Source organism: Sessilibacter sp. MAH3, from assembly GCF_054658275.1.
This window is the reverse complement of sequence record NZ_BAAGIE010000011.1, coordinates 99,191-125,369: the sequence shown is the minus strand read 5'-3', so window position 1 is coordinate 125,369 and position 26,179 is coordinate 99,191. Positions and strand designations below refer to the sequence as shown.

Here is a 26,179-nt window from a genome sequence, read left to right as displayed (position 1 = left end):
TGGTTCTGCAAAATAAGTTTTTTGATATATATGGGGCTTTAATGTGCGAGATATGAACAAAATGAGCCTATAGGGTTTTATTTTGATTAATCTCAAGGGATTTTTCTAAATAAAAGTACTTGTTATTTGCAATTCATTCTTAAATTTGATACCTAGTTTATCTCAGTTATCGTCAATTGCTGACCGCAGTTTGATGCCAAACATTATCTATTAGATCAAGTGTATATGAATCAGCTAAGACGCTCCGTAATTATTAACAGACTCGCTAAAGCCGCAAAAGTTACCGGTATTTCTATGTTGAGCGTTGGACTGTTTGCCTGCGCAGACGATTCTGCCAATAAAAATGTTCTAACAGTGTACACCGCCCGTAACGAGCAATTAATCAGACCTCTGTTTGATTTGTACCAGCAAGAAACCGGAACCGAAATTCGCTACATCACCGACAGTGCTGGGCCTTTGCTCGCACGACTGAAGGCCGAGGGTGCAAATACTCCGGCGGATTTATTTGTTACCGTTGATGCCGGTTTTTTGTGGCAAGCTTCTAACGAAGGCGTGTTACAACCCTTTGATTCTGAAATTCTAAAAACCAATATTCCAGAGAGCCTACGTTCAACTCAAGACGACTGGGTTGGCTTATCGTTGCGTGCGCGCACGATTATTTATTCGACCGACAGAGTAAATCCCGAAGATTTAAGTACCTACGAAGCATTGGCTGGACCGGATTGGAATGGTCGCCTGTGTTTACGCACCGCGAAAAAGGTCTACAACCAATCGTTGGTTGCAACCATGATCAAAACGTTGGGCGAACCCGAGACAGAATCCATTGTGGGCGGCTGGGTAAAAAATCTCGCCGCTGCGCCCTTCTCAAACGATAACCAAGCCATGGAGGCAGTTGTGGCTGGCTTGTGCGATGCGACAATAGTAAACACTTACTATTATGGCCGTATGAAAGAAGATAATCCCGATTTGCCGTTAGCAGTGTTTTGGCCAAATCAAGATGATCGCGGTGTGCACGTGAATGTCTCGGGTGCGGGCATTACCAAGTACGCAAAAAATCCGGTTGCCGCTAAAGATTTCTTAGAATGGTTGAGCAAGCCCGAGGCGCAATACATTTTCGCGGAAGCTAACCAGGAATATCCGGTAAATCCCGAGGTTGAGCCTTCTGAATTGGTAAAATCTTGGGGTGAATTTAAAGCCGATTCGGTCAACGTAGAAGCGGCAGGTCGTTTGCAGGCAGAAGCCATAAAGCTAATGGATCGTGTCGGTTATCACTAATCGTTTATAATCCTGGCAGCTTTTACGACAAAATTCTTTTGGAAGTGAGCAAAATTGTCTGCCCAAGATCTCGTATTACCAGCGCCTAAAACCAAAATCGCTCGCGTTAACACGGGATTTTGGTGGCGCTTTCCCACCTACCTTGTCGCGGCAATGGTGTTGTTGCCGCTGTGCGTTATTGTCTTTTCGTGGCTACAGCCCGCTCCCGATATTTGGGCGCATTTGATAGAAACCCAACTGGCGCGTTTGTTAGAAAACACCTTTGTGTTGCTCGTTGGTGTTGCGGTCTCGGTGTGTGTATTGGGTGTGAGCTTGGCGTGGTTGGTTGCAGCCTGCGAATTCCCCGGCAGACGTTGGCTTGATTGGGGCCTGATGCTGCCTTTGGCAATTCCACCCTATGTCTTGGCATTTGTGTTTTTGGGGCTGCTTGATTACGCCGGGCCGGTAAACACGTGGTTGCGCAACTCTTTAGGCATCGCTGGCGGTATTGGCGAAGTCCGAACGGCTCCCGGTGTTATTATTGTGATGTCGCTGGTGCTGTATCCGTACGTGTACATGCTGGCGCGCTCGGCGTTTGTGAACCAAGGTCGCGAGTTGATGGATGCGGCTCGAAGCTTGGGTGTATCGCCGCTAAGAGCGTTTTTTAAAGTATCTCTTCCCATGGCGCGCCCCGCAATCGCAGCGGGAATGGCGTTGGCTATGATGGAAACTCTGGCCGACTTCGGCGCTGTTTCGGTGTTCAACTTTGATACCTTCACCACCGCTATTTATAAATCGTGGTTTGGTTTTTATAACCTCGCCGCCGCCGCGCAATTGGCATCGTTGTTATTGTTGTTTGTGCTCTTAGGGCTTTGGGCAGAGCAGAGTGCTCGCAGTAAAGGTCGATTGCAAACGCGACGTGCGTCCTCCAATAACGATCGCTATCAATTGCGTGGCCTTCACGCTGGCTTGGCGTGTGTCTATTGCGCTCTGGTATTCGCCGTGGCGTTTTTGGTACCCATTGGCCAATTGTTGATTTGGACTTTCTCTCATCTTAATGAATTCGATAATCGCTACTGGGGGTTTGTTAAGAACTCATTGGTGTTGGCGTTCTTAGCTGCGCTGGTTTCCGTAGGTTTAGCACTGTTAGTCTCTTTTGGACGACGCCAAAGCCCGGTTAAAGGCTTAAGCTTTTGGGCGCGCGTCGCTGGATTAGGTTACGCCTTGCCGGGTTCTGTTTTGGCGGTAGGCATCTTGTTAGTTTTCACACTAATCGAAAATCAACTTTTGGCACCACTGCGTACTTGGTTAGGATTTGGACAGGTGTTTATCGGCAGTTTAGCGGCCTTGATTTTGGCTTACGTGATTCGATTCTTCTCGGTAGCGATAGGCCCGGTGCAATCCGGTCTTGATGGCATTCGGCCTAGCTTTCAAGAAGTTGCTCAAACCCTAGGTTCAACACGATTGCAAATATTGCGACGTGTGTACCTGCCTTTACTACGTCCCGGACTATTAACCGCAGCACTTTTGGTATTAGTTGATACACTAAAAGAAATGCCCGCAACGCTAATTTTAAGACCGTTTGGTTGGGATACTTTAGCCGTGCGTGTATTCGAGCGAACCGCCGAAGGCCAATGGGAACAGGCGGCATTACCGGCGGTAACCTTGGTTGCAGTCAGCATGGTACCGGTCGTGCTCATGATTCGGCGCAGTAACCGAGACTGATCTCTAAACTCGGAAAATAAGTAATTGACCATAAAATTGTAATCCGGTGATTTCAGGGCTTTACGTTACAGGCGTTTATACTTTTTAATAGCGCCCAATGGCGTCTACAAGTGAGTGAATATTGAGCAGTAGTGCTTGGTGGCGAAGCAAAATGGGTAAATTTCCACATCGCTCACCCGCTTAACACGCTAACCCAACACCGGTTTAGAGGAAAAAAAATGAGTGAATTTCGCAAAGAACTAAAATACTTGCCTTCCCACGAGTGGGCGCGTGTTGAAGAAGACGGCACTGTTACCATTGGCATTACCGATCACGCACAAGAAAGCTTAGGTGATGTGGTTTACGTTGAAACCCCAGAAGTGGGCGCCGATGTGAATGCAGGTGAAGAGGCCGGTGTTGTTGAATCTGTAAAAGCGGCTTCAGATATTTTCTCACCAGTAAGTGGTGTTGTTATCGCTGTTAACGAAGCACTGGGCGATGCGCCAGAAACCGTTAACGAATCCCCATACGATGACGGCTGGTTCTTTAAAGTTAAACCAACTGATCTTTCAGAATTAGACGACGCTCTTGATGTTGATGGCTACAAAGCCGCTTTAGAAGAAGACGAGTAATTTCAAACTCGTTGTTATCTAATCTCTGATGCTATAACCCGGCTACTGGCCGGGTTATTTTTTTGTTACTTCCAAAATCAGCACACACCACTACAGTAGGTTCGTCATGTCTCTTGCACGCTTGCAACTTAAACCCAAAGCCGATCGTCGATTAAAACAAGGCCATCTGTGGATTTATTCCAACGAAATCGATATTGCTAAAACACCGCTTAAAAATCTGCAAATTGGCGAGCAAGCAGAGATCGTGAGTGATACCGATAAAGTTTTAGGCGTCGCCGTGGTTAATCCCAACGGATTAATTTGCGCGCGATTAATCAGTCGTGATAACAAGCACCTATTGAATAAATCGCTGCTAGTGCATCGTATTAATCAAGCCAAATCGCTACGTGAATTAAATTTTGCTGATCCTTATTACCGATTAGTTTATGGTGATTCCGATTTACTGCCGGGTTTAATCGTCGATCGCTTTGGTGACACATTGGTGGTGCAAATTGCCAGCGCGGGCATGGAAGTGGTTAAACAAGAAATTGTTGATGCCCTTGACCAGTGTTTACGTCCAAAAGGTATTTTGATTAAAAACGATCACTCGGCTCGTGAATTAGAAAACCTACCCTTGTATACCGAAAGTTTGGGTGAAGTAACCAACACCGTTGAGCTTGTTGAAAACTCGGTTAAATTTATTGCGCCCATTGTTGAAGGCCAAAAAACCGGTTGGTTTTACGATCACCGCTGTAATCGCGAATACCTACAAAAAATATGTAAGGGCAAACGCGTATTAGATATCTTCTCTTACGTGGGCGGTTGGGGCGTGCAAGCTGCCGTTGCGGGCGCTACCGATGTCACCTGTATTGATGCTTCCGAATTTGCACTAGACATCGCCTTTGAAAATGCAAAATTAAATGGCGTAGAAGACAAATTACGAATGCTTGAAGGCAAAGCCGTTCCAGCCCTAAAAGCATTAATTGAAGAGGGCGAAAAATTCGACGTGGTTGTCTTAGATCCGCCCGCATTTATTAAACGCAAAAAAGATCAAAAATCTGGTGAAGCCGCTTATTACCACGTTAACGAACTTGCCATGCGGTTATTAAATCGCGACGGCGTTTTAGTATCGGCATCCTGCTCCATGCACATGGCCGAAGAAAAACTTATCGACACCATTCGCTCCGCAAGCCGCCACCTCGACCGACAATCACAAATCTTCTATCGCGGCTGCCAAGGGCCAGATCATCCTGTTCATCCCGCAATTCCAGAGACCAATTATTTAAAAGCGTTGTTTGCAAGGGTTTATAGGGTTTAGAAAATTCCCACTGATGTTGAAATATCAACGACACAAGGAAGTGTCGCCAATTTCAATCACTTACGATTTTTGAAATTGTGAAGAAGTTAGAAGTTTCTGCCCTCTTATTAAATCACGGATGAGTTAATCAGAGGTTCCTATAGTTTAATTTCTCTACATTATCCACAACTACTCTAAATGTGTTCTGCAGATCACTGACCAAAGAATTATTATCAGGACATGCTTTTCGTAGACCCTATGTAAATTTTCACTTATTAATACAATTATTTGTAGAAAATTAGGTGGCTAGCCGGTATTCCATTAGAGTCATATTATTTAAAGAATGATGAGTGCAATTACAAACGCACTCCGCAGAGTGAAGTTTTGAATACCATGTTTTTTGCCTTGGCGGTAATTTCTTTTACAGGAAGTTTTAATCCGCGTTGATTACTAGCGCGGGTAACCAACGCAATTTTAATGTTGAGGTTTTCTTTAAATGTTTGTGTGTATATCTGAATTAAATCTGCTTTGGAGCGCTGCGCGGGTAGTTTAAGTTCAATAGCTTTTGCATCATGGCTTTTTGCTAACCATTGCATGCCGCACTTAAAACTGGGGCAGTCAATATCTGCCCAAAGAAGACAATCTCACTCTATATAAAAGGTAGATCAAGAACATTCTATTAAATCAATTAACCGTAGGTAACGGCCATCATTTACTAAACTCGGATCAGCCTCTTCTATAAGATTAAGAACCCTCATTAGATCGTAAGGTAAATTTACAGTGCTGTTTGGAGTTACTGCATCAATCAATTTTAATACATCACGTGGATACTTCTCTAAAATTATTTTTGGGTTGTCTAGATGGACGAAAGAATAAAGCCAATGTACATCGATCTCAATAGGAACTAAAAAATCATATATCGAAGATAAAACATCTGGGAAACTGTCTCCAGTATCTTTCAATATAGATATCCACGATTGTGTAAGACCAGATGTTCGGAATTTAAGCTCCTTTGGCCATACGTTGTTAATAAACGGAATTACATAATCAACCCAACCCAACTTACTCTCATTGCCGACTCCGCCAAGAAAAAGCACTGCACTCCGTCTATCTCTGTTATTCATATTTCTTAGGCATGTTCTAGCTTCATTTGAAGAAAATCCGACCTCATCTTTGTAACGTACCATTAAATCTATAATTAAACGGGTAGCTACTTGTATTATGTTTTCCTGCCATTTCCACGAATAAATGACAGGAAATAATTCCAATAATAAAGGTTTGAGTAATGCAAATAATTCATCATTAGGCAAATATCGTGAACATAAAAAACCATTCCAAGCTGGTTCGGAGTTTGTATGATTTAACACAAACCATGGCAAGATAGTTTTTTGAACCCAAACGGGATCTAAATTATGAAGCCATTCAATTTGTTGTGTAATCAAAATTACCGCATGGCTACTACCTTCCCCTGGAGCTTCCACTAACTTTTGGTATCGAATTTTAAAACTTTCAGGAATACCTGAAGATTCCTTAAGTTTTAATGAATTAAGTGTGGAATGCAGTGCTTCGGTGATATCGCCAATGGGGCTATTTATTGCATAATTGTAGGTTCGCCTAGAATATTCGATTTCTCCGGGTTTTTGAGGCATATATATCCCACTACCTGTGACCGAATCGTCACCGGAAGTTAAACCTTCAACGAAATGATCAAACACGTTCCAAGCCAATATTTCATCAAATTGATACATTAATAAAAGCTTATCTTTTAACCATTCCCCTACCGTGTGCCTCAACTTTTGTATCACGGAATGAGGTAAACGATACAATCTATAAAGAAATGTTTGGAATAATCTCGAATTTGTATTTTCGGGCCAATTTTGAATTAATGAACGCCAATATTCTTCTGGAAATGCTCCACGCCTTGCCTGAACTGAAAGCACAGATAACGCCTTTCTTGGTTTTTCTTTCACCAAACCATCAAAAGGCTGTTTGTTATAATCGGTAGAAAGATCTCGCTTCGAAATAGATTCAGCTACGTCTATTACCTTACTGATAGGAACGTCAATTAATTCTTCCGGGCTTTCATCAGTGCGTATAGATCGGACTCTGGGGTTATTCTGAGTCAAAAGATATGTAGCCCATTCATCGTACCATTTTGGTAAACTGGAAATCATATCTTCAAGTAGAGTAATATCTTTGCTATTAAACCCTCTTCCTTGCAAAGCCAACCATTTTATATATCGACAAGAAGTGTCAATTTTATTATTCGTGAATTCTTCCTGAGACAAACCTTCGTTGTTATCAGGGCCAAGAAATAAGCGTTCTACAATTGTATTTCTATCATTTAAATCGAACTCATCCCAGCGATCATTTAGCAAAAACAATAACTCTCGTTTATTACTCCAATCCCAGAAAGCTTCCTGCGATAAATCCAATATTATTTCAGCCACTTCGTTACTGTTAAATAATTCAGGATGATTCAGTGCAAACAGTTTGATCTTTGTAAAAAAATATCTCTCGTGTGATCGCCAAGTAAGTACGTATCCTTTTAATACATTAGGATAACTCTTTATCATCTGAGAAAATAACTCAAGAAACCAGTAGAAGAATTCGTTATTCTCATGATTATGACCAACTACTTCTCGATCAGTGTAACAAGTCAATTTATGTGGGGTAAAAGAATCGCATTCTCTTTTAAGATCAGCAGCTCGCTGTAAACTTGCTTCTAGTATCTTAAAAACTAATTCCAAATGCTCAACACGAAGATTCAAATATTTAGAATAGGTATTAGGAAGTTTTACTTGCCAACGAATCAACCTCTTATTATTTTCCCACTCACTGATAGGAGGTTTGACTGCATCAAGACCATATGATTTATTTACGGATAATATTGGCGCAGCTGCTGATGTAAATTCACGAACAACGCTAGAAGTCCATCCTTCTTCTTTAATTCTGGTTTGTAATAGGTGCCATCCCATATCACCTGAAAAGTTTCGACCATCTGATTGATAGTAATGAATTAAACTCCAAGTACTTCGAGCGATTTCATGTAATGAACCATTTCTGGCTAATTCCCATTCTATACACTTCAAAATTGTAGAATGTAACCCTCTCTTTTTCGCAGCCCACCATGCTGTAATCGGGTTGTTTAAGTGTTTGATGATCCAATCCGTAAGATGTTCTAACCGTTTAGGTATTGGCGAATAGTTTCCATATTGCAAATCAGCTAATTGGTGAAAATCAGTTGGATTTTTGTCGCCATATTGCCATTCCAAAATATTATTAGGAAATGAATGAGTTTTAAAAGGTCTCTCAGGGTCATCATCCAAGCCATATTCTTCCAATGGGTCAAAGGATTCATTTTCTCCTAATTCCCAATTGCCACTTTTAGAATCAGCAAGTCGACAACGCGCATCAAAAACACATAACCACTCCGGTGAAGGAGACGGGTCAGTTTTGGCAAATAGGCGTGCTCCAGGAATAGATTTGACTAGATGCACAACTTGGCCTCGTTCATGCGGTTTTAGAGCACGAGGCCCTTTCAAGGCTAGATCGATAACACTGTTTCTCCACTGCCTTAGGTTATCGGCTCGAACCGCCCAGGCTTCCAATGTCTCCCAAAGGCTTTTGTGGCTCTCACACGCAATGGCAGTTACCCCACGGTCTCTCCATTTAGCTTCAATACTTTCGGGATCTCCGCGATCAAAAGCATATAAATTACTTCTGTCAGATTGCCCATCATGATTTAATCCTTGAAGTAAGTATTTTACAGGTGGATCTTCAGCTTGGTAACCTACCAACACAACCGTATAACGTTCTAATAACGAACGGATAAAATTAGTAGCCCATGCTTCTGATAAGTATGCACGACCAAAATCGGCACTGCTGAGTACGTAGGGATGATGAGAGGCTTGAGGGCTTTTTATTCGTCCATGGAGATAGGTAATTCCTGTAATTGGTAAACCAAGATCGATATGCGGAAATTTAGGCGGTTCATAGATATCAGACTCTTTGAACTCTACTGCTGTTTCAAATAGACGGTCAAAATTGGTCGTTACTATTTGGGGGGAGCCATCCTCATTCGTGGATATTCTAGCGATAATACTGTGTTCTTTACTTACTTCAGGCGCAGCTTCTTTACTCAATCGTCGAGCAACTTGAAAATTTACATTCTCTCTACCGTACTCTTGATTGAGCAAATGAAAAATTTGGTCAAGAGCAGTTTTGGGGCGATTTTGTTTTTTTTCATTATCTTCAACCCAGGGACGAAATTCTAAATCTATAGCTGAACCTTTTGCCGGGTCGTAATAATCTATTACATGTTTGGTCAAGTCATAAAAAGTTGGCATCCCTGCATTAATAGAAACTCCAGCCCCACAGAGAAAAACGACTCGCCCTTGATCTCTTTTTTCCAGTAACTGATCGGGAATATTAGGGCCGTTTTTAATAAATCGCACTGAATTTACCTTCCTGAAAACTCACAATTTCTATCAAAAATACCAGACAAACTTCTAATTACCAAATGATGAAAACCGCTCTTATCTATATTTTTGAATTACATTATATATAATAATCAAACCACTTTTTTTGGCGTCGACATTTTTCTCATTCCATTGCACCGGAATTGGGTTCGTCATCGTCCGGGGATTTTATACGTTTGGCTGCCTGTTTTGCCTTTAATCGTTGCTGAATCAAACCAAAACGGTGATCCGAGTGATAATGCGATGGCGGTAATCATCCAATCAAAGATGTTTTTTATGACTAACCATTTTGATTCAGTCCATAATTCGGTTAGTGAATCTGCATTTTTATAGGCTTTAACTAATGGTGTTGAATCGTTCCAGCCAACAATGGGCGGAATATCTACGGAAATTTCTCGGGCTGAAATTGCTAAAGCCCGAGACATTATCAAATAGTGATGAGAGCGCCCAAGCTAGGCAAGTTGGTGTGTATTATATAACTGTTTAACGATTTTAAGCAGATTCTACTCGCAGCGCATTAATCAGCGCTTGAATGTCTTCGATCTTTGTAAAAATCTGCGGTGTTACGCGAATGCAGTAGCCGCTATTTAGGCCATCTCTTACGACGGTAAATACGCCGTATTTTTCTTCCAATGTTTTTTGCAGGTTTTTTACTTCGGTTTCGCTGGCTTTACCTTTTATGCGAAAGCTGCCCATTCCCGTTGTGGATTCTTCGTCGATTGCGCCAAGTATTTCAATGTTAGGATTTTCTTTAAGTTGATTGACCCAGAGTGAGCGTAGGTATTTAAGTCGGGCTTCTTTGTTTTTGCCGCCTATTTTTGTGTGAAAATCCAATGCCATGGGTACCGATATAAAACTCGCGAAGTCTGCGGTTGCCATGTGTACACGTTGGGCAATGGTATCGGTATTGGGCTTTGCATCTCCCGGAAAGGGTGCAATTTTATCGAGTAGTCCTTCTTTTATGTAAAGTGCACCCACTCCTAGTGGCGAGCCAATCCATTTATGCAGATTAAATACGGCTAGGTCTACGCCTAATTCTGGTAAGGTAAAATCAACTAACCCCCAAGATTGCGCGCAATCACAAATGACATCAATGTCATGTTTTTTTGCCTCGGCGGTAATTTCTTTTACAGGAAGTTTTAATCCGTGTTGATTACTAACGTGAGTAAGTAGGGCAATTTTAATGTTGGGATTTTCTTTAAATGCTTGTGTGTATATCTGAATTAAATCTGCTTTGGAACACTGCGCCGGTAACTTAAGTTCAATAGCTTTTGCATTGTGGCTTTCTGCTAGCCATCGCATGCCATGTTTAAAGCTGGGGTAATCTATATCTGCCCAAAGTACAGCGTCGGATGAGTTTAAGTTTTTATACTGACGAATTAATGCATGAAACCCTTCTGAAGCGTTGCGTGTCAGTGTAATTTCGCTTGAATTTATAGTCAGTGCGTTGGCAAGCATTTGGTTAACACTTGTCATGTCTTGATTAAAATCTTTCCTTGCGTAGTAGGAGTTTTGTTGATTCACCATTTTTATGGCGTTTAGATAAAAATCTTGAACCGGGTGCGACATTTTGCCCCAGTAGCCATGCTCTAAATTAATGATACCTTCGGTATGATCATAATATTTTGCGATCCTATTCCAATAGGATTCGTCTTTGGCGAGCGTTGAGGGATTAGTATTTTTTGTTTTTTTGAAGTTGTAAGGTTCTAAAAGTTTAGTGGCTGCGAAAGTAGGTATGCTAGTGGTAGTTAGGAGTCCTAGGGTCGAAGCCAAAAAACAACGTCGGTTTAGTCTTATAGGCGAGGTCACTGTTAACTCCTGAGCTAAAGAAAAGTGAAGATGATTTTTAGAGGGTGCAACAAAATAAATGATTAAACAAGAGCTTGAGGTTTATTTTTTTCAAAGTGAGTAAGTGTTTTTTTGGATTTTCTGAAGGTGTTTTTGCGAGTTATTGTTGGACGCAGTTTTTAAAAAGCAGGAATTTACCTGGAATTGAATGTGATGGAAGAACACTTGGAAATGACTGTTTAAAACGGTAATTTTCACCGTAGGTTGTTCTGTGTAATTATTTTTTGGGGTTTTCTAAGCTCGATTTTTTTAATTCACAAATATAAAGTTCTGTAATTAACGCCTTCTGGATTTAATCAAAGGGTAAGAGTTGCCTTCACTTATCGCTCTTGAAATTAGTGACGCCTGACTACACTGCGCAAATCTCTGGTTTATTCAGAGCTGCCTTATTTAATTGTATGTAGTCTTTTAACTTATTGATGGAGTCATTCTAGAGGACAGAAATTGAAAATGCGATTTCCAATTTCTTCACAATTTCAATCACTTACCGTTCTTGAAATTGGCGACACATCCTTGTGTCGCGAGAAACTCTAGGTTAATCAGAGTTTCCTAGACTTAGTAAGTTCTGCCTTGTATGTCTTGGTAGTTGTTAAATGGATAAAAGATTAAGGATTTCGGTTGCCTGTATCTTTAAATTTAAGTCGGCTTGAACGTCTTCCAAAGCAGAGTTATCTTCTAAAGGATCGGTTTCAAGAGTGTCGGTCTCATGAGTGTCGGTCTCATGAGTGTCTGTGTTAAAAGTATCTGTATTAGCCGTGTTATTATTTTCGCTCGATGGATTAATGTCTTCTAAAGAGTTATTTACGTGCGAATGGCTAATTTCTATAGCCGATTTAAGCGATTGTAGTTTTGTAATTATTTCGGCGTTGTTCACTGAGGCGGTTGTTCTTGGGTCGACTTGTAGTTGTTTGCTGAATATTTCTAAGTACAAATCGATGCTATTGCCGATAATAGCTTTTGGGATATTTGCATCGCCAATGCCAGAAAAAAACTCATGGTGGAGTTCTATCTCACCGTTGTCATTGATGTTGCTCAATACTTCTGTTTGCCAATGGGTTTTCAGTGCAGAATTCCACAAGGTAAGCTGTGAAATTGGCTCTAGATTTTTTAGGCGTATTGAGGTGTTTTTCTGCCAAAATAAGTGTAGCGCGGTTAAATCATCGTGAAGTAATTGTGTTTGCAGTCGAATTAAATCTCTGCGGCGATTTTGTGGGGTTTGGTTAGGTTTTAAGTCTCGACTTTTAACAGCAATGAAATCTTTGATTGTACGAGTTCCGTCGGCGCCCCAAAGTAAAAACTCTATAGCGTGCAAGCCAAGAGAGACTTCTTCTGAATCGGTGATTTGGTGCTGTCCCCGAATTGTTTCGGCGTTGATACTTACCAGTAAGTCATTAACAATTCCGCTGTCGGTATAAATGCCAAAGCTGTCTAGGTATCCGGGTAGAATCGGTTGCGCATCTAACACCGTTTTAAAGCCTGCTAATTCGTAAAACAAATCTTCACTGGCATCTATTAAATTAAATAGAGCGCTAAGTTGAGTGTAGGATTTGTGTGTGGCAATCCACTGTTCTTTTATTACCGCCAAGTTTTCGCTCGAAGGCGTTGCATAAAAATCCGTGGCGAGGCTTTTGAGTTTTTCGGACTCCGCCAACGTAGCGTTAAATATTTGATGAAACAGGTTAATAACCGCTTGCGCCGATTCTTGTCGGGAGTCGCTTGTTAGCTCTGATGATTCAAGCGGTGCAATTTGGGTAGTAGGCAGCGGTTCTGGTTGATTCTGTGATGAAGGCTCTGGCGAGCAAGCATTTAAAATGGGCAGTATCGCAACTGTAATGATGAGTGGTTTGAGAGAAGCCCAGTTTAGTGTCCATTTTATAAAACCTGGGCGGGTATTTGCGGTGTATTTATTGTTGTGAATTGAAGTTTCCATACTCAATTTTTATCAGTGTCTTTTAACGTAGAGAGGTAATTTTCCAGCCGTGTGCTAAGGCGTGTTGTTTTAGGCGATCGTCTGGGTCTACAGCAATAGGATTTTCAACAATGCTCAATAGAGGCAAGTCGTTGAATGAGTCACTGTAAAAATAACTACCGGTTAGGTCACCTGAATATTCTTCCAGCCAATTATACAGACGTTTTACTTTTCCATCTTGGAAGCAAGGCACACCGGTGATTTTTCCAGTGTATTTTTCTTCCACAATTTCGGGTTCGGTTGCTAATAATTGGGTGATGCCAAGCCAAGTCGCAATGGGTTGGGTAACAAAACGGTTGGTTGCGGTAATAATTAATAGGTCGTCGCCTTCGTTGCGGTGGCGCTCAATTAATGCTTTGGCTTTTGGTAAAAACATTGACTCAATTTTTTGAGAAAAGAAGTCGCGTTGCAGGTGCGCAAGTTCTTGTGCGGTTTTTCCGGCGACGATTTGCAGAGCAAATTCGGAGTATTCAAAAATATTTAAGGTGCCGTCTAGATACTGTTGATAAAACCGATTGTTCTGAGCCCGAAATACTTCACTATCTACTAATCCTTGATCCGCAAGGTATTCACCAAATGCGTGGTCGCTGTCACCGCGAATTAATGTATTGTCTAAATCGAAAATGGCTAAGCTCAAAACTTCCCCCTAAAACCAAGTTTCCGAAACTTGAAAGTGTGCAGTTGCAGCATTTTTTTTGGAATGTCGGAACAATCAATGCCGAGTTTTTATAAACGGGTTTATTTTGAGGGATATTTTGAGTATTTGTCACTGTAAAAGTGTTTTTTGTGGGCTTGAATGGTAGAGAGTTCTTTTTGAAATTATGAAACTTGTGAAACAATAGTTTATATTGAAGGTTCAGAATTTCTTTCGTTAACAGGAGCAGGGTTTGATCGACGCCGATGGATTTCGTCCGAATGTGGGTATCATCTTATCGAATGATGAGGGCCAGCTATTTTGGGCACGGCGTGTAAACGGCCAAGATGCTTGGCAGTTCCCGCAAGGTGGTATTAACGAAAATGAAACACCGCGCGATGCGTTGTTTCGTGAGCTTTATGAGGAAGTTGGCTTACAGCCTGATGATGTTGATATTCTCGGCTGTACGCGCGGCTGGTTGCGCTACCGTTTACCAAAGCGATTGATTCGCCAAGGTAATACTCCGGTTTGTGTTGGCCAAAAGCAGAAGTGGTTTTTGCTGAAGCTGAGAACAAAAGATTCAGCAATCGATTTGCAAAAGTTTGGTCACGCCGAGTTTGATCAATGGCGCTGGGTCAGTTATTGGTATCCGCTTGGGAAAGTGGTGGCATTTAAACGCGATGTGTATCGCAGGGCGTTGAAGGAACTCTCAACCCTGCATTGCCAGTTGGAGGTCGCCCGCGGGCTGTAAATCATGCTTAATTCCCTGCGCACCCTCGTACAGGAAGTTAACGGCGCCGATGATTTGCAAGTCGCGCTGGACATTATTGTTCAGCGCGTGCGCGAAATTATGCACACGCAAGTGTGTTCAATCTATTTGCGAACCACCGAAGACAATTACCAGCTGATGGCCACTCAGGGCTTACGCCCAGAGGCCGTGGGTAAGGTTAATCTACAGTCACATGAAGGCTTAGTGGGTTGGGTTGTGGCCCGAGCTGAGCCTATCAATCTTGAAAATGCCGCAGAGCATCCTCGCTACGAATATTTCCCTGAAACCGGTGAAGAAAAGTACCAGAGCTTTTTGGGCGCGCCGATCATTCATCATCGCGAAGTATTGGGTGTGCTGGTTATTCAGCAGATCGAAAGTCGCAAGTTTGATGAAAGTGAAGAGGCGTTTCTGGTTACGGTATCGGCTCAGCTGGCCGGCGTTATTGCCCACGCTGAAGCTACCGGTGCTTTGGGGTCTATCGGTAAAGAATCGCGACAGGCGCGATTTAGCGGTATCAGTGGCGCAGGCGGTGTGGCACTGGGTGTGGGGGTCGTTGCATCGCCTTCAGCTGATTTACATTCAGTGGCGCAAACAACCTGTAAAGATCCCGAGTCGGAAGTGGAGTTTTTGCTGGGCTGCATGGGTAAGGCTCGAAACGATATTGAGCATTTGGCTGAACATCTAAAAGAGCGGCTCAGCGCACAAGAGCAGGTATTGTTTGACGCCTATTTGGCCATACTTGAAGACACCATGCTTATCGACGAGGTCAGCCAGCGTATCCGTTTGGGTGAGGGCGCAGCTTGGGCATGGAGCCAAGTGGTGTTAACCCACGTCTCCAGTTTTATGAGCATGAACGACGCCTATTTACGAGAGCGTGCCAGCGATTTACGCGACTTGGGGCGCCGAGTATTGGGTCATCTTCAGCAATCTGCGGCTAAATCGCGGGTTTATCCTGAAAATACCATTCTAGTTGGACAAGAATTAAGTGCCTCTATCTTGGCAGAGGTGCCGCAAGAATGCCTTCGGGGCATCATCTCTGTTCAAGGTTCAAGCAACTCTCACGTAGCAATCCTAGCGCGTGCCATGGGCATTCCTACGGTAATGGGCGCCGTAGATTTACCCTATAAGAAGATGGATCAACGCCAGATAGTGGTGGATGGCTATCGTGGGTTAGTGATTACCGATCCAACCCAAGAGTTGGTTGAGCAGTATCGAAATATCGCTGAAGAAGAAAAACAGTTGGCCTCGGGTCTTGAGGCGATTACCGATTTGCCCTGTGAAACCCTCGATCATCACCGCGTAGCGCTCTGGGTCAATACCGGCTTAATGGTCGATGTGATGCGCTCGCTGGAGCGCGGTGCCGAAGGTGTGGGTTTGTTTCGAACCGAGGTGCCGTTTTTACTGCGCGACCGTTTTCCGTCTGAAGAAGAGCAGCGCAAGATTTATCGCGAGCAGTTGCAAGCCTTTCACCCCAATCCGGTCACCATGCGCACACTCGATATTGGTGGTGACAAGTCTTTACCTTATTTCCCCATTGAAGAGCAAAATCCGTTTCTGGGTTGGCGTGGCATTCGTGTAACTCTGGATCATCCAGAAATCTTTTTGAGTCAGGTCCGGGCCATGCTTAAGGCCAGCGAAGGTTTAGACAACCTCCGTATTATGTTGCCGATGATTTCAAGCATTGGTGAGCTGGAGTCCGCTCAGGTACTGATTTATCGGGCGTTTCACGAGTTGTTGGAAGAAAACTACAATATCACCCTGCCGCCGATTGGCGTTATGGTGGAAGTGCCCGCGGCGGTTTACCAAGCGCGAGAATTGGCGGCACGAGTGGATTTTCTATCGGTTGGTAGTAACGATCTTACCCAGTATTTATTGGCGGTTGATCGAAATAACGGCCGAGTTGCGGGTATTTATGAATCTCTGCATCCGGCAGTGCTTAGAGCCTTGTACGAGGTGGTGGTGCAGGCCCATAGCCAAGGTACGCCCGTGAGTATTTGTGGCGAGCTCGCCGGTGATCCGGGCGCGGCAATGTTGTTGGTTGGAATGGGCTTTGACGTGTTATCGATGAATGCTACTAACCTCCCCAAGGTTAAGGCGGCGTTGCGTTCTGTATCTTTGGACGACATAGAAGAGTTATTCCTTCAGGTGCGAGATCTACCCGATGCACAAAGTATTAATAATTGTGTAGACGCATTTCTTAAGGAGGCCGGAATCTACAAGTTGTTGCGTACGGCAGTAACCGAAAACGTGACGGTTCCTTAGTAATTAGCTAGGTCGATTCCCTGAATTTTCCCAAGAAAACCCTTATCGGTGCGCAGTTTTATTGGGCAGCTTGCCGGAGTGTTGGGTGATGAAAAACCTGTTTCAAACAGTGTCTTATTTTTAGTGATTGAGGTATTTCTCGTGGCAACGAGTGCACAAAGCGTGATTTTGGTGGGTATGCCCGGAGTGGGCAAAAGTACTCTGGGTGTTTTATTGGCTAAAGAGCTCGGTATGGAGTTTGTTGATACCGATTTAACCATTCAGACCCGAGAAGGCAAAACTTTACAAGAAATTATGGATGAGCGTGGTTACTTAGCGCTGCGTGATGTTGAAGAGCAAGTGTTGCTGGAGATGTCTTTTCACTCAACCAAGGTTGTTGCTACCGGTGGCAGTGCGGTGTACAGCGAACCGGGCATGAATAACCTTAAGCGCTATGCGAAAGTTGTGTATTTATCCCTGTCGCTTGATGCCTTGCGAGGTCGTATTCACAATTACGAAAATCGCGGTATCGCTCGTGCGCCAGGCCAGAGTTTTGAGTCGCTGATGGAAGAAAGAACAGAGCTTTACAAAAAGTTCGCCGACATTGAAATTAACTGCGAAGGGAAAACACCGCAACAATGTCTTATGGCCATTTTGAAAGCGCTGAAATAGTTAGCGGTTTCGTCTAAAAGTAGACGATCGATCGAAATCGTTTTTTGGGTTGCTCGAAAACTTAAAAGGAAACTTTGATTAACCCGGAGTTTCTTGCGACGCAAGAATGTTTCGCCAATTTCAATAACGCTAGGAGGTTGAAATTGCGAAGAAATTGGAAGTCGCATTTTCAATTTCGGCCCTTTGATGAAATTACCGATGAGTACATCAAAGGCTCCAAAAGTCAGTCTGCCCAACTAAAAAAGGCCTTATCAAAAGGCCTTTTTGCTTATTACCAGTTCACCTCAACGGCGGTTTCGGTGGAAATCTCACCGCTTTCGTGATTACGCTCGTGCCAAACGCCGTGGCCGTTTTTATCAATCATGATGATCGTGGTTGAGCGTGTACCGTAATTGCCATGGCTATCTGGAATGTTATCAGCCGTAGGCGTAATAAATTTTGACGATAAATGATGTTCAAGCTCTGTACTTACACCGGTGCGAGGTAAGTCTTCAATATCAGCCCGTTGAGTATCGGTCATTAAGCTGAATAGTTCTTCAATATCTACATCGGTTTGATCAATAATTTCGGCAAATGTGCGTTTGCCACTGACCACTTTTGGCCAAGGTGTATCTAACAAGTGGTTCGATAACCCATAAATACCGGGCTCAAGTAATTTAGGGCCATCGGATTTATTGCTGGTGTAGCCCAAATCTTTTCCGTCAAATACCAAAAGGTTAAAGCCGGTGTAGTCTTCTGGGTTAATATTTTGCAAATAATCTAAAGCGCCAGCGTTACCATTGACGAAATCGGTAACCAGTTGACCGCGACTGATTTTGCCCAGTGATTGATTAGGATCGCGAAAATTTGTAACCGCACTGAAACGGCCGTTTTTGTTGACGGCAAGCCAAGTGCCGCCGTGTTCTTGATCCTTTCCAGCGAGCAGGTTAAATTGCGGGCCCCAAAAGTGACCAGGTTGGGTTGGGCGATTGAAAAACTCATCGCGATTACTGGCAATAATTAATGGCCAATCGCTATGTTGCTGGTGAGCTAAAAAAATCAGACACATATTTTTATTCACAGGTCACAAAGAGCGGCTAGTCTACCCGATTTAATGTGCCAGTAGGCAAATAGGCTCGAAAAAAGCTGTCATATTTCTTAAACAGTTGCAGGATTTTCGAGTATTGGAGAATTTATGCTGAAATACCCAGAGATCGATCCCATTGCGTTTAGCGTAGGTCCGCTGACGGTGCATTGGTATGGATTAATGTATCTTGCCGGTTTTGCCGCTGCTTATGCTTTAGCGATGCATCGATCTGGAAAAGATTGGACACCCATTCGCAAAAGCCAAGTGGATGACTTGGTGGTGTGGGTGGCGCTCGGTGTTATCTTAGGAGGACGCTGCGGTTATGTGTTCTTCTATCAATTTGAGCGTTTTTTAGAAGATCCCTTGTGGTTATTCCGTGTTTGGGAGGGCGGCATGTCTTTCCACGGCGGTTTGCTGGGCGTAATTCTTGCGATGGTCTTGTATTCCAGACACATCAAAATTTCGTTTTTAGCGCTCATGGATTTTGTGGCGCCGTTGGTTCCGCCGGGATTAGGTTTTGGCCGCATCGGTAACTTTATTGGTCAAGAACTTTGGGGGCGCGAAACCACTTGGGAATACGGAATGATTTTTCCAAAAGATCCCGAAGGCTTAGTTCGCCACGCTTCACAGCTGTATCAAGCGGCCCTTGAGGGCTTGCTGTTGTTTGTGATTTTGTTTTTGTATTCGCGCAAACCTCGCCCAATGGGTACCGTAGGGTCGTTATTTTTGATTTGCTATGGTGCTTTCCGATTCATTGTTGAATTCTTTCGTGAGCCAGACAGCCATATTGGGTTTGACTTCGCCGGTTGGATGACGCGCGGGCAATTACTGAGTTTGCCGATGATTTTAGTGGGTATTATTTTGTTCGTTTGGTTTTATCTGCGCGGTAACAAACCAACACCCAATTCCGACCCAGAGCCCGCTCCGTCGAAGTCATGAGTTAGAGTCCTAGGTACAATTTATGAAGCAATACCTCGATCTTATGCGTTTGGTGCGCGACCAGGGTACGTTGAAATCCGATCGAACGGGTACAGGTACTCTGAGTATCTTTGGTCATCAGATGCGATTTAATCTCGCCGATGGTTTTCCGCTGGTTACCACCAAAAAATGTCATCTTCGTTCTATCATTCATGAACTCTTGTGGTTCTTGAAAGGCGAAACCAATACCCAGTATCTCCGTGATAACGGAGTTTCAATCTGGGACGAGTGGGCGACAGACACCGGTGACCTCGGTCCGGTATACGGATATCAGTGGCGATCTTGGCCAACACCAAGTGGCACCAAAATTGACCAGATGAGTCAGCTTTTGTCCCAGCTTCGCACCAAACCGGACTCGCGACGGCTGATTGTTTCTGCGTGGAATCCGGCAGATTTACCCGACGAAACGGTTGGTCCTCAAGAAAATGTCGCCAACGGCAAGATGGCGCTGGCGCCTTGTCACGCCTTTTTTCAATTTTACGTGGCCGATGGAAAGCTCTCTTGCCAGCTTTATCAGCGCAGTGCTGATATCTTTTTAGGCGTACCGTTTAATATTGCTTCTTATGCATTATTAACACTCATGATTGCTCAAGTTGTTGATTTAATTCCCGGTGATTTCGTTTATACCTTAGGCGACGCGCACTTGTATTCCAATCACATGGAACAGGTCGAGAAACAGTTGTCACGGGAGCCAAGAGCCTTACCGACAATGCGGTTAAACCCAAACGTTCGTGATTTATTTTTGTTTACATTCGATGATTTTGAGTTGAATAATTACGACCCTTATCCGCATATTTCTGCGCCTGTGGCGATATAAATAAATTATAAAAATGCTCGCACAGGGGTTTTTGAACGCCAAAGGTTTTTTAAAAAAACCCTTTGTTCAAAATAAATTGAAATCATTTTTGAAGGTATTTATCGCTAGAGCGTCTTCTTGCGCAGTTGTTTTCAGTATTTGCAACTGGACGTAAAAATACCGAAATGAAAATAGAGTATTTTAAAACGTCGACCTAAATTCGAAAAAATTGCATAGTTATTGCGTAGCGGATACCGAGTTTATTTTCGCGTTGTGAGTTTAATCGACGTAGGTCTCAAAATATTTTTTTTGATGAACAGAAAATGATGCTCGTCAAAAACAATTATCAGTATTTTTGCTGAATTAGGCTTGGTTTGAGATGCATATCGGTTGCATGTCATTTAAGCCCAAGGTACTTTATAGCGCCTGCAAAGCAGCATATTAGTAATAATGAAACAACCCTAAGTTGTCAGCTGTATGTTTTATTTGAGGGCGCGGGTTGGAAGTTTGGCTTCAGTTGAAACCTCTATTGCCAAATTAAGTTAGGTTTCTCAATCTGCTTATTGTGATTGGTTAAATAAAAAGCAACGTGTTTGGTTGCTTTTTTTAATTGTTTACTTAAGTAATTTTTTAATTTTTAGCTAGCACCCGAGTTGGGGGAAATATGAAGAAGCAGCGAGTGAAAGCTGTGGCAGCTGCCACTTTCATCACCGCAACCACTCTATTCGCTGGGGAGGTTTTTGCGGATCAGACTTTGGATGAAATCTTTAAAGTCGGTGAAACAAAAGTAAATGCGGGGATTCAATCTCAGCAACGGATCGATAAGCTCCAGTCAGAAACCGAGTCTTTATTGCAAGAGTTCAAAACTGTAAACAAGCAAATCCAAGGTTTGCGCGTGTACAACAAGCAGCTCGAAACCAGTATTGCCAGTCAGCTTGAGCGCATTAACGAGCTTGAAGAATCAATCGAAAACGTAACCGTTATCGAGCGCCAAATTCAACCTCTCGTATTGCGTATGCTTGAAGGTTTAGAACAGTTTATCTCTCTTGATATGCCTTTCTACATTGACACTCGTACCGAAGAGCTAGAAAAAGTTAAAGCCAACATGGACAGCTCCGATTTCTTGGTTTCCGAGAAATTCCGTCAGGTACTTGAGTTGTACAAAATCGAGTCTGAATACGGTCGTCGCGTAAGTACTTACGAAGACACTCTTACTCTTGACTCCGGTGAGCGTGAAGTAAACATTCTTCAAGTTGGCCGTATTGCTTTGTTGTACCAAACAAAAGACACCAAGTTGTCTGGTGCTTGGGATGCCCGTCAAGGAGCTTGGGTTCCGATTGATTCTGGCGCTTACCGCAGTGCAATTTTAAAAGGCATTCGCATCGCTAAGAAGCAAGCCTCTATCGATATTCTAGATCTACCTATCTTGGCACCGGAGGCTGCACAATGAAAATGACCTTCGTAAAGAAATTTGCCGTAGCGTTCACCGCGGGTGTATTGGCTTCTGGCGCATTTGCTCAGTCTGAAAAAGCAACTTCTCTTGAAGAATTGTTGAAAATGGTTCAAGAGGACCGAGTTGCAGAAACTAAAGAGCACCGCGATCGCGAAGCTCAGTTTCGTCGTGAAAAAAATAACCAAGCTCAATTGTTAGCTGAAGCTCAAGCTGTACAACGAGCCGAAGAAAATCGCTCTACCGCGCTTGAAAAAACGCAAAAAGAACAAGAAGAGTTGGTTAACCAAAAACGTGTTCAATTAGATCAACGTTTGGGTTCATTAAAAGAATTGTTTGGTCACTTAACCTCTGCGGCGGGTGATCTTCGTTCAAACATGGAATCTTCAATCGTTAGTGCTCAGTACCCAGGCCGTACCGAGTTCTTGGAAGGTTTGATTGAAAAAATGAACAGCGCAACCAGTCTTCCTAAAATCGAAGAGATCGAGCGCCTATGGTACGAACTGCAACGTGAAACTGTGGAAGCAGGTAAGGTTGTTAAGTTCTCTGGTACCGTAATCACTCCAGAAGGTGAGCAGTTAACCCAAGACGTAGTTCGTGTTGGTTTGTATAACCTTCTATCAAACGGCAAGTACCTGACTTACAGCCCAGAAAGCGGCCACATGTCAGAATTAACTCGCCAACCTGACAGCAGTTACCAAGCTGCGGCTGCAAGCCTACAATCGTCTACTTCTGGCTTCACCAAAGTGGGTATTGACCCAACAGGTCCTCAAGGTGGTACTTATTTGGCTGCGTTGATCAACAGTCCAAGTCTTGAAGAGCGTTGGCATCAAGGTGGTACCGTGGGTTACATCATCACCGCAGTTGGTGTTGTCGGTATGCTTCTTGGTATCTACCGCTTGATCGTATTGAGCATCATCAGTGCGAAAGTAAGATCACAGCTTAAAAATCCTGAAAGCCCAAGTACTAGCAACCCATTAGGTCGCGTGCTTACAGTCGCTAAAGAGAATCCAAAAGCGGATACCGAAACTCTTGAGTTGAAACTCGAAGAAGCGGTTCTCAAAGAGAAGCCTTCCATCGAATCTGGCTTGAGCTTGTTGAAGATTATCTCTGCAGTTGCACCTCTACTAGGTCTTCTAGGTACTGTTACCGGTATGATCGTAACCTTCCAAGCGATTACTATCTTCGGTGCGGGCGATCCTAAAGCTATGGCCGGTGGTATTTCTGGTGCGTTGGTTACAACCGTACTGGGTCTTGTTGTTGCGATTCCAGTTGTACTTATGCACACCTTTGTAAATGGTCAGGCGAAGAAAGTTCTTCATGTAATTGAAGAGCAAAGTGCCGGTATCGTTGCAGAAAGCTCTGAAAAAGCATAAGGAGATCTGCCATGTCATTTGCGGATGCATTAGATGCAATTAGCGCTTTTATCGCTTCCGGCGGGAAAATTCTGCCTTATATTGCAGTGCTTACACTTGTGATGTGGACTTTGATTTTTGAGCGCATTTGGTACTTCAAATTTGCTTTACGCTCCGACGCGAAACAAGCTCTTAATACTTGGGAAGCAAGAAGTGAGCGTAAATCATGGAACGCGCACCGAGTTCGCGATGCTTTAATTTCTCGACTTGGTCTTAAGATTAAATCCAATTTGGATATGATCGGAGCGTTAGTAGCCTTAGCACCCTTGTTGGGGTTACTCGGTACCGTAACAGGTATGATTGAAGTGTTTAATGTTCTTGCAGTCACCGGTGGTGGTGATGCCAAATCTATGGCCGGGGGAGTTTCGGCTGCGACAATTCCAACCATGGCGGGAATGGTTGCAGCACTCTCTGGCGTATTTGGCTCTACCTATGTCAACCGAATTGCAGAGCGAGAAAATCATCTGTTCGCAGATCATCTAACAATGGACCATTAAGGTCCGTTGTTAACCATTACAAATTCGTTTGTAGGACGTTTCCATGGCTAGACGAACCCAGAGTCCGGAAGAAGAAGCTGGCGCAATTGACCTCACTCCCATGTTGGATGTGGTGTTTATTATGCTTATCTTCTTTATCGTGACCGCTTCGTTCATCAAGATTCCTGGTATCGAGGTCAATAGACCTGAAGCTACCAATTATATTGAGAAGAAAAACGCAGCGATTTTAATCGCGTTGAATGACAAAAACGAAATCTGGATTGACAAGAAAAAAGTTGATCCGCGCAGTGTTAAGAAAGAAATTGAGCGCATTCACGTTGATAACCCCAAGGGTAGTGTTGTGATTCAAGCCGATGCTGCGTCAGATATCGAAACTGTTAACAAGGTTTACGAAGCCGCAACCGAAGTAGGCATTACTAATATTGCTATTTCCACGGAGAGGGGCTAGTTATGCAGTTTGTTAGAGTCCTTGTCGGTGCAGTGTTGGCGGCAGGTATTACTTTTGGCCTGTTTGGTTTGATGACTTACTTAATTCATTCCAATACCAAACCACCAGAAGAACAAGAAGATACAAAAATTGTTGATATCACGCTGCCTCAAACCACGGTTGAGCAGCGTTATCAAACGCCCAAGGTTGATAAACCTATTGAGCCAGAGGTTCCGCCTCCAGATTTGCCGCAAACCACAACGGTTACTCCAGATCTTGACCTCAATATTTCAGTTGCTGCACCTACTACCGGTATCGACCTTAAAGTAGCTGGCGGAAGCCAATTTACCAGTGGTGAATACTTACCGTTAGTTAAGGTTCAACCTGTGTATCCGCGTCGTGCTCTGGAGCGTGGCATTGAAGGTTACGTAATTGTTGAGTTCACCGTTACCAAAACCGGACAGGTCCGTGATCCCGTTGTTGTTGAAGCTGATCCACCAAAAATTTTCGACTCTGCGGCAATCAATGCAGCGCTTAAATTTAAGTACAAGCCGCGCGTAGTTGAAGGTGAGCCAATTGAAGTTCCGGGCGTACAAAACAAAATCACCTTTGCGCTTGCTAAGTAATACGGTAGGAGTTAGAAATGAAGCTTATTGCTAAAAAATTCCTCAAAAATTTGGCTATTGCAACGCCTTTGGCCTTTGTTCCAACTGCGTCGGTGATGGTGTTAGATGCCATTGGTGTAAGTGCAGAGTCTTTTAAGGTTTATGCTCAAGAAGAGCGAAAAACTCGTAAGACTCCGGCATTAAGCCAAGCAGTTTATAAAAAACTTGCGGTTCCTAATGGCCTTGCTAACCCAGAGGAAGAAGGTGTAGAACCTGATTTCAAAAAAGCGTTGGAAGAGCTTAAGAAGTTAGAGGCCAAAGACGCTAAAAGCTGGAATGAATACGAAGTAGCTAACCTGTACAACACGTTTGGTTATGTATATTACAGTCTTGAGAATTTTCCTCAGGCGATTAAATACTACAAGCTGGTTGTGGCTCAATCGCCGAATATTCCGGAAGGTCTTGAGATAGGTACGATCTTCACAATTGCTCAGTTGCAATTTGTCAGTGAAGACTACGCGGGCGCCTTGGAATCTTTGAAAAAATGGTTCACTTTACAAGATCCAATGTTTATCACGGCGGATAACTACTCGCTATTAGCGCAGGCGTATTACCAAAATAAGCAGTTTGATCAGGCGCTGAGCAATATATACAAAGCGATCGATATCTATAAGAAAAAAGGCGAACTTCCTAAAGAAAATTGGTATTCCATTGCTCTTGCCATCGAGTTTGAGCGTGAAAACTATAAGGAAGTTGTTGGAATTTTAGAGATTCTTGTTCGTAACTATCCTAAACCTGCTTACTTCAAGCAACTTGCTGGGGTTTATGGTTTAGTGAATAAAGAAAAGAATCAAATGTACCTGAGTGACGCTAACTACGTTGCTGGTTTCAGTGATAAGCAACAAGAAGTGCTTAACTTGGTGTACATGATGATGGGTGAAGGTTATTCCTATCGTGCTGCCAAGGTTCTTGAGAAAGGTATCGATTCTAAGCTAATTGACGGTACTGAGAAGAACTACGAGCTACTCTCTAATGCTTGGTTGGTTTCTCAAGAAACCGACAAGGCTATTGATGCCTTAACAAAGGCTGCTGAGAAGTCTGGTAGTGGTGATCTCTATGCTCGTCTCGCTGGTTTATATGCGGATGACGACCAAAGTAAAAAAGCGCTTGAATTTGCAGACATTGCTTTCAAAAAAGGCGGCATTAAGCGAGAAGACTCTCTGTATATTTCTGTCGGTATTGCTAATGCGAACTTAGCTCGCTGGGCTGAAGCTGTAAAAGCTTTTGAAGAGGCGAGTAAAGATTCACGCAGTAAAGCATTTGCAAGTAACTGGAAAAAATACGCTGAGAGTGAACTTGATCGCGAGCTGAAACTAGCCGCGGACGAGAAAAAAGCGAATCAGGCAAAGGCAGCTAAAACGCCTAAGTCATAAAAAAACCGGCGAAAGCCGGTTTTTTTATGTCC

At 43.3% G+C, this 26,179-nt stretch carries 22 protein-coding genes; 15 read left to right on the top strand and 7 right to left on the bottom strand.

Annotation, left to right across the window (positions count from 1 at the left end):
- Positions 1–225 precede the first annotated feature (225 nt).
- The 4 genes from ACYQ2C_RS08985 (at position 226) to ACYQ2C_RS08970 (ending at position 4,887) form a co-directional block, all read left to right on the top strand.
- Positions 226–1,275, top strand: coding sequence for an extracellular solute-binding protein (locus ACYQ2C_RS08985; protein WP_460101736.1), 1,050 nt, complete (start codon positions 226–228; stop codon positions 1,273–1,275).
- A 54-nt stretch (positions 1,276–1,329) separates the two neighbouring features.
- Positions 1,330–2,979 carry an ABC transporter permease gene (locus tag ACYQ2C_RS08980; RefSeq protein WP_460101734.1) on the top strand — a complete coding sequence of 550 codons (1,650 nt, stop codon included), beginning with the start codon at positions 1,330–1,332 and terminating at the stop codon, positions 2,977–2,979.
- 218 nt (positions 2,980–3,197) lie between these two features.
- Entirely contained in the window at positions 3,198–3,590 is a 393-nt protein-coding gene (gcvH, locus tag ACYQ2C_RS08975) for a glycine cleavage system protein GcvH (protein WP_460052338.1), read from the top strand.
- Between the two features lie 106 nt (positions 3,591–3,696).
- Positions 3,697–4,887 (top strand): class I SAM-dependent rRNA methyltransferase, encoded by a 1,191-nt coding sequence (locus ACYQ2C_RS08970; RefSeq protein ID WP_460101731.1) that lies wholly within the window; start codon positions 3,697–3,699, stop codon positions 4,885–4,887.
- Between the two features lie 335 nt (positions 4,888–5,222).
- On the opposite strand, the gene ACYQ2C_RS08965 is transcribed toward ACYQ2C_RS08970, so the two are convergent.
- The 6 genes from ACYQ2C_RS08965 to ACYQ2C_RS08940 form a co-directional block, all read right to left on the bottom strand.
- Entirely contained in the window at positions 5,223–5,462 is a 240-nt protein-coding gene (locus ACYQ2C_RS08965) for a hypothetical protein (protein WP_460101729.1), read from the bottom strand.
- Positions 5,463–5,531: 69 nt separating this feature from the next.
- The gene (locus ACYQ2C_RS08960) at positions 5,532–9,323 is read right to left on the bottom strand and encodes an SIR2 family protein (protein WP_460101727.1); all 3,792 of its coding nucleotides are present in this window, start codon (positions 9,321–9,323) and stop codon (positions 5,532–5,534) included.
- 176 nt (positions 9,324–9,499) lie between these two features.
- Positions 9,500–9,772 (bottom strand): hypothetical protein, encoded by a 273-nt coding sequence (locus tag ACYQ2C_RS08955; protein ID WP_460101725.1) that lies wholly within the window; start codon positions 9,770–9,772, stop codon positions 9,500–9,502.
- A 67-nt stretch (positions 9,773–9,839) separates the two neighbouring features.
- Entirely contained in the window at positions 9,840–11,156 is a 1,317-nt protein-coding gene (locus tag ACYQ2C_RS08950; protein WP_460101724.1) for an aminotransferase class V-fold PLP-dependent enzyme, read from the bottom strand.
- A 628-nt stretch (positions 11,157–11,784) separates the two neighbouring features.
- Positions 11,785–13,125 (bottom strand): imelysin family protein, encoded by a 1,341-nt coding sequence (locus ACYQ2C_RS08945; RefSeq protein ID WP_460101722.1) that lies wholly within the window; start codon positions 13,123–13,125, stop codon positions 11,785–11,787.
- A 22-nt stretch (positions 13,126–13,147) separates the two neighbouring features.
- Positions 13,148–13,801: a histidinol-phosphatase gene (locus ACYQ2C_RS08940; protein ID WP_460101720.1), complete on the bottom strand. Its 654-nt coding sequence runs from the start codon at positions 13,799–13,801 to the stop codon at positions 13,148–13,150.
- Positions 13,802–14,051: 250 nt separating this feature from the next.
- Here ACYQ2C_RS08940 and ACYQ2C_RS08935 point away from each other — a divergent pair, with 250 nt between their 5' ends.
- The 3 genes from ACYQ2C_RS08935 to ACYQ2C_RS08925 are packed head-to-tail and all read left to right on the top strand — an operon-like array spanning position 14,052 to position 17,480.
- Positions 14,052–14,549 (top strand): RNA pyrophosphohydrolase, encoded by a 498-nt coding sequence (locus tag ACYQ2C_RS08935; protein ID WP_460052304.1) that lies wholly within the window; start codon positions 14,052–14,054, stop codon positions 14,547–14,549.
- Positions 14,550–14,552: 3 nt separating this feature from the next.
- Positions 14,553–16,829, top strand: a complete 2,277-nt coding sequence (ptsP, locus tag ACYQ2C_RS08930) for a phosphoenolpyruvate--protein phosphotransferase (protein ID WP_460101717.1) — start codon at positions 14,553–14,555, stop codon at positions 16,827–16,829.
- Between the two features lie 48 nt (positions 16,830–16,877).
- Positions 16,878–17,480 carry a shikimate kinase gene (locus tag ACYQ2C_RS08925; RefSeq protein WP_460101715.1) on the top strand — a complete coding sequence of 201 codons (603 nt, stop codon included), beginning with the start codon at positions 16,878–16,880 and terminating at the stop codon, positions 17,478–17,480.
- A 271-nt stretch (positions 17,481–17,751) separates the two neighbouring features.
- Here ACYQ2C_RS08925 and ACYQ2C_RS08920 read toward each other — a convergent pair whose 3' ends face one another.
- Positions 17,752–18,528, bottom strand: a complete 777-nt coding sequence (locus tag ACYQ2C_RS08920) for an NRDE family protein (RefSeq protein WP_460101713.1) — start codon at positions 18,526–18,528, stop codon at positions 17,752–17,754.
- Between the two features lie 126 nt (positions 18,529–18,654).
- On the opposite strand from ACYQ2C_RS08920, the gene lgt reads away from it, so the two are divergent.
- The 8 genes from lgt (at position 18,655) to ACYQ2C_RS08880 (ending at position 26,147) form a co-directional block, all read left to right on the top strand.
- Positions 18,655–19,485: a prolipoprotein diacylglyceryl transferase gene (gene lgt / locus ACYQ2C_RS08915; protein WP_460101711.1), complete on the top strand. Its 831-nt coding sequence runs from the start codon at positions 18,655–18,657 to the stop codon at positions 19,483–19,485.
- 22 nt (positions 19,486–19,507) lie between these two features.
- The gene (locus ACYQ2C_RS08910) at positions 19,508–20,341 is read left to right on the top strand and encodes a thymidylate synthase (RefSeq protein ID WP_460101709.1); all 834 of its coding nucleotides are present in this window, start codon (positions 19,508–19,510) and stop codon (positions 20,339–20,341) included.
- 643 nt (positions 20,342–20,984) lie between these two features.
- Positions 20,985–21,770 (top strand): DUF3450 domain-containing protein, encoded by a 786-nt coding sequence (locus ACYQ2C_RS08905; protein ID WP_460052296.1) that lies wholly within the window; start codon positions 20,985–20,987, stop codon positions 21,768–21,770.
- Positions 21,767–23,146: a MotA/TolQ/ExbB proton channel family protein gene (locus ACYQ2C_RS08900; protein WP_460052295.1), complete on the top strand. Its 1,380-nt coding sequence runs from the start codon at positions 21,767–21,769 to the stop codon at positions 23,144–23,146. The genes ACYQ2C_RS08905 and ACYQ2C_RS08900 overlap by 4 nt, the downstream gene beginning before the upstream one ends.
- Before the next feature lie 11 nt (positions 23,147–23,157).
- Positions 23,158–23,682 carry a MotA/TolQ/ExbB proton channel family protein gene (locus ACYQ2C_RS08895; RefSeq protein ID WP_460052293.1) on the top strand — a complete coding sequence of 175 codons (525 nt, stop codon included), beginning with the start codon at positions 23,158–23,160 and terminating at the stop codon, positions 23,680–23,682.
- Between the two features lie 43 nt (positions 23,683–23,725).
- A complete protein-coding gene (locus ACYQ2C_RS08890; RefSeq protein WP_460052292.1) occupies positions 23,726–24,130 on the top strand; it encodes an ExbD/TolR family protein in 405 nt (134 codons plus the stop codon).
- Between the two features lie 2 nt (positions 24,131–24,132).
- Entirely contained in the window at positions 24,133–24,735 is a 603-nt protein-coding gene (locus ACYQ2C_RS08885; RefSeq protein WP_460052290.1) for an energy transducer TonB, read from the top strand.
- 17 nt (positions 24,736–24,752) lie between these two features.
- Positions 24,753–26,147 (top strand): tetratricopeptide repeat protein, encoded by a 1,395-nt coding sequence (locus ACYQ2C_RS08880; RefSeq protein ID WP_460101706.1) that lies wholly within the window; start codon positions 24,753–24,755, stop codon positions 26,145–26,147.
- The last annotated feature ends 32 nt before the right edge of the window (positions 26,148–26,179 follow it).